Annotated in this window: 8 protein-coding genes; 4 read left to right on the top strand and 4 right to left on the bottom strand. The window is 33.8% G+C overall.

Annotation, left to right across the window (positions count from 1 at the left end):
• Positions 1-113 precede the first annotated feature (113 nt).
• Positions 114-740, top strand: a complete 627-nt coding sequence (locus Q6H37_RS17640; RefSeq protein ID WP_318734667.1) for a flavodoxin family protein — start codon at positions 114-116, stop codon at positions 738-740.
• Between the two features lie 122 nt (positions 741-862).
• On the opposite strand, the gene Q6H37_RS17635 is transcribed toward Q6H37_RS17640, so the two are convergent.
• The 4 genes from Q6H37_RS17635 to nuoE form a co-directional block, all read right to left on the bottom strand.
• Positions 863-1,675 carry an alpha/beta hydrolase gene (locus Q6H37_RS17635; RefSeq protein WP_318734665.1) on the bottom strand — a complete coding sequence of 271 codons (813 nt, stop codon included), beginning with the start codon at positions 1,673-1,675 and terminating at the stop codon, positions 863-865.
• A gap of 264 nt (positions 1,676-1,939) precedes the next feature.
• Complete coding sequence (locus tag Q6H37_RS17630) at positions 1,940-3,664, bottom strand: NADH-dependent [FeFe] hydrogenase, group A6 (RefSeq protein ID WP_318734662.1); 1,725 nt, start codon at positions 3,662-3,664, stop codon at positions 1,940-1,942.
• A gap of 33 nt (positions 3,665-3,697) precedes the next feature.
• Positions 3,698-5,593, bottom strand: a complete 1,896-nt coding sequence (locus Q6H37_RS17625; protein WP_318734660.1) for an NADH-quinone oxidoreductase subunit NuoF — start codon at positions 5,591-5,593, stop codon at positions 3,698-3,700.
• A 12-nt stretch (positions 5,594-5,605) separates the two neighbouring features.
• Positions 5,606-6,085 (bottom strand): NADH-quinone oxidoreductase subunit NuoE, encoded by a 480-nt coding sequence (nuoE, locus tag Q6H37_RS17620; RefSeq protein WP_318734657.1) that lies wholly within the window; start codon positions 6,083-6,085, stop codon positions 5,606-5,608.
• A gap of 419 nt (positions 6,086-6,504) precedes the next feature.
• Between nuoE and Q6H37_RS17615 the strand changes: the two genes are divergently transcribed.
• Genes Q6H37_RS17615 through Q6H37_RS17605 form a run of 3 tightly spaced genes read left to right on the top strand, consistent with a single transcriptional unit; the run spans position 6,505 to position 12,645 of the window.
• Positions 6,505-9,051, top strand: coding sequence for a PEP/pyruvate-binding domain-containing protein (locus tag Q6H37_RS17615; RefSeq protein ID WP_318734654.1), 2,547 nt, complete (start codon positions 6,505-6,507; stop codon positions 9,049-9,051).
• Positions 9,052-9,073: 22 nt separating this feature from the next.
• Positions 9,074-10,801 carry an ABC transporter ATP-binding protein gene (locus Q6H37_RS17610; protein ID WP_318734652.1) on the top strand — a complete coding sequence of 576 codons (1,728 nt, stop codon included), beginning with the start codon at positions 9,074-9,076 and terminating at the stop codon, positions 10,799-10,801.
• A complete protein-coding gene (locus Q6H37_RS17605) occupies positions 10,798-12,645 on the top strand; it encodes an ABC transporter ATP-binding protein (RefSeq protein WP_318734650.1) in 1,848 nt (615 codons plus the stop codon). Before Q6H37_RS17610 ends, Q6H37_RS17605 begins: the two co-directional genes overlap by 4 nt.
• The last annotated feature ends 68 nt before the right edge of the window (positions 12,646-12,713 follow it).

Below are 12,713 nucleotides of genomic sequence, written 5' to 3'. Positions count from 1 at the left end.
GAATGTCAATTCACTTAGAATATGGCTATTTCAACATGGAAAATATAATTATACAGCAATATACTATTCTTCACTGATAGTATGAGCATATAGAATAAGGAGGAAAAATAAAAATGAAGGTTTTATTATTAAATGGTAGTTCAAGAACTAATGGATGTACTTATACAGCATTAGCAGAAATTACAAAAGTTTTGAAAGAACAACAAATTGAATGTGAGATTGTGAATATTGGTAATCAACCAATTCGCGATTGTATTGGCTGCAATAAGTGTGGAGATTTACACAATGCTTGTGTATTTAATGATGATAGCATCAATGAGTTATTGAAAAAGGCAGAAAATGCAGATGGTTTCATATTTGGTACACCTGTTTATTATGCACATCCTAGTGGACGTTTGTTATCTGTTTTAGATAGATTGTTTTATGCGGGTTCAAATGTATTTAGACACAAACCGGCTGCTGCCATTGCATCAGCAAGACGTGCTGGAACTACAGCATCTATAGATGTACTTAACAAGTATTTTACTATTGCAGAAATGCCAGTTGTATCATCTACTTATTGGAATATGGTGCATGGATCTACACCTGAAGATGTTAAGAAGGATTTGGAAGGATTGCAAACTATGCGTAACATTGGAAAGAACATGGCATGGCTTCTTAAATGTATTGAACTTGGCAAGAAACATGGTATTAACATTCCTGAAACACAAAAATCTGATTGGACAAATTTCATACGTTAATGTTCTTTATAAATTTGAATTTAAAAATTATAATTTTATTTATACTATAGAGGAATCTTTTTAGCCGGTATTAACCGGCTATTTTTATGCATTTTCTAATAAAACAGTGATTCTTTCAAACTTCATTCTTCAATAAATTTCATTAATTCTTCGTTAAACTTATCTTGTTCATCATAGAACGACCCATGACCGCTGAATTCAAATGGCACAAGTTTTGAATTTTTAATGTTTTGGTTTTGTATTTTAGCTAGTGAAAATGGAACGACTTTGTCATGAATGCCATGAATAATTAAGGTTGGAACATTTATTGCTGATAGGTCAGAAAATAGTACTTCCTTTATCCAAGTATTTGCAATGGCTGCAGTTGCCCAACCTGCTGCCTGTAAACCTAATTGAAAGAACCAATCAGAGAATGATTTGGTTATATGTTTAAAGAAAAAAATATCACCGAAATCACTGAGCATTTTAGGACGATCTGTGTATGTTCCTTCAATAATTTTAGTTATGGTCTCCATTTCTAAACCATATGGGAAATTTGGGCGTTTGATAAGACTAGGAGCTGCTGCGGCAAAAAGAGCAAGCTTAGATACTCCATATCCTTTATAACGAGACATGTATCGAATAGCTATAGCTCCACCAGTTGAATGTCCTGCTAGTGTAAAATCATTTAAATTTAATGCATTAACCACACACCTAACATCGTCTGACAACCTATTGTAGTCGTAACCTCCATAGGGTTTATCTGAATTGCCAAATCCTCTAGTATCTATTCCTATGCATCTGAAGCCCATCTTAGGAAGCTTATCAAACTGATATTCAAACAGCTTATGACTTCCAGGCCAACCATGTAGAAATAAAATTGTTTTCTTGCCCTCTGGATTAAGGTCTTGTACATAAATCTTTACATTTGGTTCTACTAGAACATAATATTCCATGCAAATACCTCCATTAATAAAAACACTTTATTAATAGGCTATTCTTCTTGCCATAAATATGTGATTTATCCTTTTGATTTCTATATGATATTGATATTTTACTTTTTAATTATAGTTCTTTTGTATTTGCATTATATAGCGTTTTAAGATGTGAAGTAAATAGATAATTTAAGACAAAAAAGCAAGGATACATTAAATTGGGGAATTTAATGTATCCTTATCTTTTATATAAATCTTTAGGGTTTGGGGTAGCAATTTAATATTTTAGCACTCTTTATTAGTATATTTAGTATGAAGCAATTTGTGCGCTTTTTCACTATTTGGTTTACCTAAGAATTCATCATACAGCTTAATTATAGCTGGATTTTCATGAGATTTTCTTAAAGTTTTATTTTTATCTTCTTCATATAAAGCATTCATTCTATCTTTTAAAATTTCGTATTTTCCATGGATATATGGTTGACCACCGCCATCAATACATCCACCAGGACAAGCCATTATTTCGATTATTTGATAATCGGCGTTTCCTTCTCTAATCTTATTTAGAAGTTTACGCGCATTTCCAAGACCGCTTGCAATAGCAGCTTTTACTTCCATGTCTTTTATTTTTATTGAAGCTTCTTTTATTCCATCTAAACCACGAACAACTTCAAAATCTACATTATCTAGCTTTTCTCCAGTAATCCATTCATAAGCTGTACGAAGAGCAGCTTCCATAACACCACCTGTTACTCCAAATATAACAGCGGCACCAGTGGATTCACCAAGGAGATTGTCAAAATCTTCATCTTGAAGCTGTGCAAAATTTATTCCTGCTTCTTTGATCATTTTTGCAAGTTCTCTAGTACTTATAACAATATCCACATCACTATTCATTTCAGGTCTTGCAGCTTCATATTTCTTAGCAAGGCAAGGCATAACTGAGACCAATATGATGTCCTTAGGGTCTACATTCATTTTTTCAGCAAAATAAGTTTTAGCTACAGCACCAAACATTTGTTGAGGTGACTTACAGCTAGATGGAGAATCAAGTAAATCACTAAATTCATGTTCAATGAAGTTTATCCATCCAGGACAGCAGCTTGTAAACATTGGAAGCTTGCCTCCGTTTGTGATTCTCTCCATAAGCTCTGTTGCTTCTTCCATTATAGTTAAATCAGCAGCAAAATCTGTATCGAAAACTTTATCAAAGCCTAAAGAACGAAGTGCTGCAACCATTTTACCTGTAACTGGTTTTCCAAGTCCTAAACCAAATTCTTCTCCAAGAGCTGCTCTTACAGCTGGTGCAGTTTGTACTATAACAAGCTTACCTTCAGTGTTTAATGCATCCCAAACCTTAGTTGTGTTATTAACTTCTGCTAAAGCACCTGTTGGACACACTGCCACACATTGCCCACAGAAGGTACAGTTTGTTTCTACCATTGCAGTACCAAAAGCAGGAGATATAACAGTGTCAAAACCTCTGCTTACTGCAGATAATGCAGAAACAGTTTGAATTTCGCTGCATACAGTTTCACATCTTCTACATAGTATACATTTATCTAAATCACGAACTATGGAAGGACTAGAAGTATCCTTTGCATAAGTTGACATTTCACCTTTATACTTAATTTCATGTATTCCCATATCAGCTGCTAAAGCTTGAAGTTCACAATTAGTGCTTTTTTCACAAAGCAAGCAGTTTTGTGGATGGTCTGAAAGAATAAGTTCTACTACATTTCTACGAGCCTTTATTGCTTTTATGGAATTAGTTTTTACTACCATACCCTCAGTTACAGGAGTAGTACATGCAGGGGCAAGATTTCTTCTACCTTCTACTTCTACTACACAAACTCTACAGGAACCAGGCTTGTTTTCAAATCCGTCGTGAAGTTTTAAATGGCACAAAGTAGGTATTTCTATTTCAAGCAGTTTTGCAGCTTGTAGTATAGTAGCGCCTTTTTCCACTTGCACTTGTTTATTATTTATAGTAAGAGTAATCAAACTCAAAACTTCCACCTCTTTCTCAAAATTTTTGCACAATTATTTTTTTACGATAGCATCTACAGGACATCCACTGAAGCATGCTCCACATTTTACACACTTGCTTTGATCTATAGTGTGAACTTGTTTAACCTTTCCATTAATACAATTTACAGGACAGTTTCTTAAGCACTTAGTACATCCAATACATTTATCTGTAATTTCATATCTAAGTAAGTTCTTACAAACACCTGCTGGACAAGATTTTTCTTTTACGTGAGCTTCATATTCGTCAGCAAAGTATTTCATTGTACTTAATATAGGGTTAGGTGCAGTTTGTCCAAGACCACAAAGAGAAGTATCTTTTATAGTTTGTGCTAACTCTTTTAACTTTTCTAAGTCATCTTCAGTACCTTGTCCATTGGATATCTTTGTCAATATTTCTAATAAACGTTTATTTCCAATTCTGCAAGGTGTGCATTTTCCACAGGATTCTTCTACAGTAAATTCTAAGTAGAATTTAGCTATATCAACCATACAGTTATCTTCATCCATAACAATCATTCCACCAGAACCCATCATAGAGCCTATGGAGGTTAAGGATTCATAATCTATAGGAATATCTAAATTTGAAGCAGGTATACATCCGCCAGAAGGTCCTCCAGTTTGTACTGCTTTAAATTTACGTCCATTTTTAATGCCGCCGCCTATGTCATAAATTATTTCTCTTAAAGTTGTACCCATAGGAACTTCTACAAGACCTACATTATTTATCTTACCAGCTAGTGCAAAAACCTTTGTTCCTTTAGAAGTTGCAGTACCTATAGAACTGTACCACTCAGCACCATTATTTATTATAGCTGGAATATTTGCCAAGGTTTCAACGTTGTTTACGCAAGTTGGCTTATCCCAAAGCCCGCTTTCAGCAGGGAATGGTGGTTTGTTTGTAGGTTCACCACGGCAGCCTTCTACAGAATGAATTAAAGCTGTTTCTTCACCACATACGAAAGCACCAGCTCCATATCTTATATCTATATTGAAGCTGAATTCTGTCCCTAAAATATTATTACCTAAAACGCCGCATTCAAGAGCTTGGTCAATAGCTGTTTTAAGTCTGCTAACTGCAAGAGGATACTCTGCTCTTATATATATAACTCCCTTTGAAGCACCTATAGCATATCCTGCAATAGCCATAGCTTCTAATACACTGTGAGGGTCACCTTCTAATATGGAACGATCCATAAATGCACCAGGATCTCCTTCATCAGCATTACAAATTATATATTTTTGATCAGCATCATATGCTTTAGCAAAAGACCATTTTTTACCTGTAGGGAAACCACCGCCTCCTCTACCTCTTAAGCCTGAATCCATGATTAATTTTATAACATCATCAGAGCTCATTTCTGTAATACATTTTCCAAGAGCTAAATATCCTTTAGTTGCAATGCTTTCAGTTATATCTTCAGGATTTATAAATCCACAGTTTCTAAGTGCAATTCTGTGCTGTTTTTTATAAAAGGACATTTCATCCTGTCTTTTTACTTTTTCTTTTACAGATGGTTCTTCATATAAAAGATTTTCTAGTATTTTTCCTTTTAATAAATGTTCATTAACTATATCGTAAGTATCTTCAGGTGTAACATGAACATAAAATACATTGTCAGGGCTTATCTTAACAATAGGTCCTTTTTCACAGAAACCAAAGCATCCTGCAATTTCAACAGTAACTTCTTCTGAAAGACCAGCTTTTTCAACTTCTGCTTTTAAATTGGATACAATCACATCACCTTCTGCAGATTTACAGCCTGTTCCTCCACAAACAGTAACGTAACGTTTACATCTTTTATTTTCAACAGCAGCTTCTTCTTCTTCAGATGATTCTCTTATTTTTAAATTTTCTGAATAATTCAAGCATGCTTTTTGGAGTTCTTCATAAGAATTGATTTTATTCAATGTCCCTTCCCCCTATTCCTTATATTCATCTAAAATTTTATCTACCATTTGTTTAGTAAAGTGACCGTAAACCTTATCGTTAACAGTTACTACAGGAGCAAGTCCACAAGCACCTACACATCTTAAAACTTGGATAGTAAATTTTCCATCTGATGTGGTTTCGCCAACTTTAATGTTTAATTTCTTTTCAAATGCTTCAAGCACATCTCCTGAGCCTTTAACAAAGCATGCAGTTCCCATACATATATTTATAACGTATTTTCCAGTTGGTTCTTCGGTAAAATAAGAATAAAATGTAACAACACCATTAACCTTGGAAACAGGTATATCTAGTTTTTTTGCTACAAATTTTTGTACGTCTTTTGATAAATATCCAAATAGATTTTGTGCTTTATGGAGAACTGAAATTAATGATCCTTTTTTTTCTTCAAGATTATCTATGAATTGTTCGAGTTCGTTAAAATATTGTTTTTCTAAATTATCACAACACACTAAGGTATACCCCCTCTGAATGTACAATTTTTTTCTACATGTTTAAATTATATCAAACTTTTTTAAAAAATAAAGGGATTTTTGAAAAAAAACTATATAAAATTTTTCAAGAAAAGTATTAAATTATACAAAAATCAAAAATGAAAAGGGATTTATATGTCGTATAAACAAAATTCGACAAATAAAAGATCGTTAAATTTATAATTTTCATCAAAAACTAAGGTACCTTATTTTCTTATTGACAATAAAAACATTAGTGTATATACTAAAATAGTAAGGTACCTTAACAAACGTAGAAACACTTAAGTTCATAGTATATTAAGTGATTTTGAAAAATTAAAAGATTTCGAAGACACATAGACAAAGTTTTAATTGTTACATGAGATAGATTGATTATAGATAGGAAAGGAAGAATATTAATGTTAAATTATACAAAGATGTTAAACGAATTAAATAAAGATTCTTTACCTCAAGCAGGTGGCAAAGGTGCCAATCTTGGTGTTCTTATAAATGCAGGACTTCCAGTTCCACCAGGCTTTGTAGTTACAACAAGTGCATATCGTGCTCATCTTGAAGCTTCAGGACTTAAGGAACGTATAGAAAAAAGCATAGATAATCTTAAGGAACAGGATATTGATAGGATATCAGAAGTAAGTAAGTGTATTTCATCGTGGATTGAAGAGGCACCAATGCCTGTTATGGTACAAGAGGAATTGGACACAGCTTTTGAAAATTTCTCAAAACAAATGAGTTTGGATACAAAACAACTATTGGTTGCAGTACGATCAAGTGCAACAGCAGAAGACTTACCATCGGCGTCCTTTGCAGGACAACACGAAACTTTTCTAGGGGTTTCTGGGAAAGAGGACATGTTTAAACATGTGAAAAAATGCTGGGCAAGCTTATGGTCCTCCCAGGCAATATCCTATAGAGTAAGCATGGGTTTTGATCATCTAAAGGTTGATCTTGCAGTTGTAGTTCAAGCTATGATAGCTTCTGAGGCTGCTGGAGTAATGTTTACTGCAAATCCTGTAAATGGAAGCAAAAGTGAAATACTGATTAGTGCTTCATATGGACTTGGAGAGTCGGTTGTCAGTGGTTTGGTAACTCCAGATACCTTCGTTCTTACCAAAGAGGGAAACATTAAAGAAAAGACTCTTGGTTCTAAAAAGCTTAGTATCAAGCTGATTAAAAAAGGAACTATTACAAAAAATGTTCCTGAGGAAAAACAGAAATCATACTGTCTTGGAGAAAATGAACTTATGCAGCTCACAAAATTGGCTAATCTTGTGGAAAAATATTATGGTAGTCCACAAGATACAGAATGGGCTCTTTCACAGGGTAAAATATATCTGCTTCAGGCTAGACCAATTACTACAGATATATCAGATAATGAGGATTTAAATATCCTAGGGCCTAATGATAAGATAATTTATCAAGGTAAAAAAGTTCCCTCTGGACTTCAAAGTGTGATGGAGCATTGTTCTGAACCGCCAACTCCATTAGATTTTGCTTACATCAAGTATTCCTATCAGGGTGTAAATGCTTTCTTTCATAATATAGGGTTTAAACTTCCCAAAGACGAAAATAGACCAGTAGAAAGAGAAAATGGGTGTGTTGCATTAAGCTATCATGATTCAAGTCCATCCCCTGCAGTACTATGGAAACTTCCAAAATATCTAATTAAATATGCATCAAAGGAGTCTAAAGACTTATGGCAGCCTGTTTCAGAGGAAATGACTACATGGATTGGAAAAATAGATAAGGAGAGCAAAAATACAAATGACCCTGTAAAATACGTAAAGCTTATGGAACAAGCTATGGAGGAATTTGGTAAACTTTTTTATAAAAGATTTGCTTCCACTTTAATTCCTGGATCAATATCTGTTTTAAAGTTTGAGCATCTAGTCAAAAAAACTGTGGGAAAGGAAAAAGCTGCAGAGTTCAATGAAAGCCTTATGAGAGCATTGCCTTTCAGAACTGCACTTCAAAATGATGCCATGGTAAAAGTAGCTCAGGCGGCGGCTGTACATGGAAAGAATAGTAAAATTTTTAAAGAGGAGTTTGATAAGTTTATAGAAGAATATGGAGACAGACCTTCTGTAAGCATGGGGCCTATAGTTGGATCGCCTACATGGCGCGAAAATCCAGAAAGTGTTCATAAGCTTATTGATGCACTGCTTTGTGATACAGATTTGCTAAATTCAGAGAAAAGATTCAAAAAGCAGAAAGAGGATTATGAAACTGCAAAACAACAGATTAAAGATATGATGAAGCCAAGTAAGTATCGTAAATTTTTAAGAGCTCTTGAAAAAGCTAGAAATGCAGTAATAACAAGAGAAGAAAGCCTATTTTTCTTAGAAAAGCTTGTAGCTTGCTTGCGTAGATTGGCTTTAAAATTTGGAAAGCTTCTAGTTAAAAAATCTTTAATAAATGAAACTGAAGATGTATTCTTTATTTTTCTTGAAGAGATGGGTTCTGTAGCAGAAGGAAGATTAGATATTAAAGAAAAGATAGAGAAAAGGAAAAAAGCCTTTTCAAAGGTTTATGCTGCTCATGAAAAAGGAATACATTGGATGATAGCTACCGGTTCAATTCCAAAATTTGAAACAAAAAGCAAAGACAAAGAAAATTTTATAGATGACCCTAATTTAATTAAAGGCAGCGCTGCAAGCCGCGGTGTATATGAAGGATCTGTGTGTATAGTAAGGAATCCTTCTGAATTCAATAAGCTAAAAAAAGGCGATATATTGGTATCACCGTATACTGCGCCAGTATGGACCCCGCTCTTTAAGGTGGCATCTGCAGCAGTCACTGAAATAGGAAGTGCAGGTTCGCATGCTGCAATTGTCTCCAGAGAATATGGAATACCATGTGTTGTAGCAATTGATAATATAACAAATATATTGAAGGATGGACAAAAAATACGTGTAGATGGCACCAAGGGAATAATAACATTGCTATAGATATTTAAAGGAGGAAAAAATTTTGCTAAAAATATTTAAACGGATGTCTAAAATCAGCCTTACCGTAGCAATTGCTTTTTTAGTCTTACAAGTTCTTTGTGATCTCTATCTACCTAATCTAACAGCAGATATAGTTAATAACGGCATTATTGCAGGGAAGATTTCATATATATTCTCTCAAGGAGAAATTATGATTTTAGTCTCAATTGTGGGTCTTCTCTCAGCAGAGATAAATACTTATATTTCTTCAAGGTTATCTTATAAACTAGGAAAAGAATTGCGCAGTGATATTTTTCAAAAGGTACAAAACTTTAGTAATCATGAATTTGATAAAATCGGAACAGCCTCACTTATAACCCGAAATACAAATGATGTTACACAAGTACAGAATCTAGTAGAAATGGTGTTGAAATTTTTAACTATGGCTCCTATTTATTTATTTGGGGGTATCATAATGACTTATAGATTAAGTCCAAGCTTATCGAATATATTTATAATTGCAATTCCTATTATCATTGCTATTTACTTTGGGGTTCTATATTTTTCAACTCCACTATTTGAAAAACTTCAAAAGAAAATTGATGCTCTTAATTTAATTTTCAGAGAAGGGCTGACAGGTATTAAAGTAATTCATGCTTTCAATAAAGAAAAATGGGAGTACGACAGATATGAGAAAAACAATGACGAGTACACAGCTCTATCTATAAAAGTGAATACATTGGTTGGAACTTTACTTCCTGTAGTAACTCTTATAATGAGCCTTGTAGGAATAGCAATAATTTGGATTGGAGGACATTATGCAGATCATGGTAGTGTTAAAGTTGGAACAATTTTAGCTGTTATTACTTATTCAACACAAATTTTAATGAGTCTTACTATGTTAATAAATGTTGTTGCCTCTATTCCTCGTGGCCAAACGTCAGCTAAAAGAATCGATGAAGTCCTAGAAATGCATAATTCCATTGATTATCCAGAAGACAATGATTTATTTTTAAATAAAGGTTCCAAAATATCCCTGCAGTTTAAGGATGTTGGTTTCCGATTTGAAGGTGCCAAGCAAAATGCTCTTGAAGGAATTAATTTATCTATTAAACAAGGACAGACTCTTGCAATTATAGGTAGTACAGGTTCAGGAAAATCAACTCTTACAAATTTAATATCTAGGTTTTATGATGTTTCACATGGAGCTGTTTTAATAAATGAAGTTGATGTTCGCAATATACCTAAGGAAAGCCTTCATAAAATAGTAAGTCTTGTTCCACAAAAATCAACTCTCTTCTTTGGTAGTCTTCGAGATAATATGAAGCTGGGAAATTCAAATGCAGCGGATTGTGAAATATTAGAAGCACTTTTTTTAGCACAAGGGGCTGAGTTTGTAGAAAGAATGGATAAGGGTTTGGATAGCAATGTTGAAAAAAATGGAGGAAACTTTTCAGGTGGTCAAAAGCAAAGATTATGCATTGCAAGGTCACTACTCAAAAAGGCAGATATTTATATATTTGATGATTCCTTATCTGCTTTGGATTTTAAGACAGATTCTAAAATCAGAGCGGCCATACGTAAACAAATGGCTGATAAGATTACAGTAATTGTTGCACAAAGAATAAGCACAGTTATGAATGCTGACCTAATAGCAGTATTAAGTGAAGGTAAAATAGTTGGATTAGGAAGTCATGAGTACCTTAAGAATACAAATAAAGTATATCGAGAAATTATAGCCTCACAATTTGAAAAGGAGGATTTAGCATGAGGAATAAGGAGATAGAAACGAATCCCAAGGGAGAGATTAAGATAGGTGGAATGAGAAATGGGAGAAGATTAGTAGAGAAACCTAAGGATATGGGTAAATCTATTAAGAGGCTTATGTATTATATGAAAAACAGTACATTACTTATTGCAGTGGTCTTGATTGCTTCAGCGTTAGGAACTTTCATGCAGATTCAGACACCAAAGCTATTAGGTAGGGCAACTACAGAAATATTTAAAGGAGTTACAGAAAAAGGTGCTGCTATTGATTTTAATAAATTAAAATTAATTTTATTGTTTGCAGCTGTTTTATATGTAGGCGTAAATATTTTAGCTTTCTTGCAGCAGTGGATTATGACATGTGTGTCGCAAAAAACAACAAAGGCACTTAGGAAGGAATTGAAAAAAAAGATAAATACTTTACCAGTATCCTATTTTGATAAGAATTCTAATGGAAACTTGATGTCCATTGCCGTCAATGACATAGATAATATTGCGACTACACTGCAGCAAAGTTTAACTCAGCTTATTTCAGGTGTTATTACTTTTGTAGGCATATTAGCTATTATGCTGACTATCAGCTGGCAGTTAACCTTTATAGCTTGTGTTATAATTCCAGGAAGTCTTTTTATAGTAAAAATTTTTAGTCCCATTGCACAAAAAAACTTTAGAGAATATATGAAATTGCAAGGAAACTTAAATGGTATCATTGAAGAAACTTACCAGGGTCATATGGTGGTAAAAAGCTTTAATGGCGAAAAAGACGCAATAAAGAAGTTTGAATCATATAATTCAAATATGTATGAGTCAGGCTGGAGAGCAAGATTTTGGGGTGGTTCTATGATGCCTAACATGATGCTGCTCAAGAATATAGGTTATATTCTAATTGCAGTTTTTGGTGCCATTAAAGTTACAAACAATTCTATTACCATTGGTGATATGCAGGCTTTTCTTCAATATTCCACTCAATTCTCACAACCAATTAGCCAGTTCTCAAATATATGGAATGGAATTCTAAGTACAATTGCATCTGCGGAACGAGTTTTTAATGTTTTAGATGAAATTGATATGGAATATAAGAAGAACAAAATTCCTGATAACTGTAAAGAAAATGTAAAAATTGATTTTGATAAAGTCTCCTTTGGATATAGTAGAGATATGCTGATGAAAGATTTTTCTTTAGAAGTTAGGTCAGGTCAAATGGTCGCAATTGTGGGTCGTACAGGGGCAGGAAAATCTACATTAATAAATTTGCTTGAGAGATTTTACGAAATTCAGGTCGGTAATATAAGAATTGATGGAGTAGATATTAGAAATATGGACCGTTCAGGGCTTCATGCTAATATTGGTATGGTACTACAGGATACATGGTTGTTTTCAGGAACAATTTATGAAAACATTCGGTATGGTAATGAAAATGCTAGTAAAGATGAGATTATTGCTGCAGCAAAAGCATCCCATGTTGATGAGTTTGTTCATAAATTACCAGATGGTTATGATACTATACTAAATGAGGAAGCCAGCAATATTTCTGAAGGACAGCGGCAATTGATTACAATAGCAAGGGCCTTTGTAGCAGATCCCAAGATTTTGGTTTTGGATGAGGCAACTTCAAATGTTGATAGTAGAACAGAGGCTTTAATTCAAACAGCAATGAAGAAGCTGCTTATAAATCGTACAAGTTTTGTTGTTGCACACCGTTTATCCACAATTTATAATGCAGATAATATTGTTGTAATGAAAGACGGAGCTATTGCCGAAATGGGCAAACACGAAGAGCTATTAGCAGCTGGTGGTGTTTATGCTGATATTTACTATAGTCAGTTTATGGAGGAATGTGCTGTGTAAACAAACCTTTTACAATGGAATGATAAATATATTATAATAATAGGGTGCCTTGATGAAAATAAAGGAGG

It is taken from the genome of Clostridium sp. JS66, assembly GCF_033561535.1.
Classification (GTDB): domain Bacteria; phylum Bacillota; class Clostridia; order Clostridiales; family Clostridiaceae; genus Clostridium_AM; species Clostridium_AM carboxidivorans.
The sequence above is the reverse complement of the archived record's forward strand: the minus strand, read 5'-3'. Positions and strand labels throughout refer to the sequence as shown.

Coding starts and splice junctions, on each gene's coding strand:
- Q6H37_RS17640 (WP_318734667.1), top strand. CDS start 114: ATGAAGGTTTTATTATTAAATGGTAGTTCAAGAACTAATGGATGTACT.
- Q6H37_RS17635 (WP_318734665.1), bottom strand. CDS start 1,675: ATGGAATATTATGTTCTAGTAGAACCAAATGTAAAGATTTATGTACAA.
- Q6H37_RS17615 (WP_318734654.1), top strand. CDS start 6,505: ATGTTAAATTATACAAAGATGTTAAACGAATTAAATAAAGATTCTTTA.
- Q6H37_RS17605 (WP_318734650.1), top strand. CDS start 10,798: ATGAGGAATAAGGAGATAGAAACGAATCCCAAGGGAGAGATTAAGATA.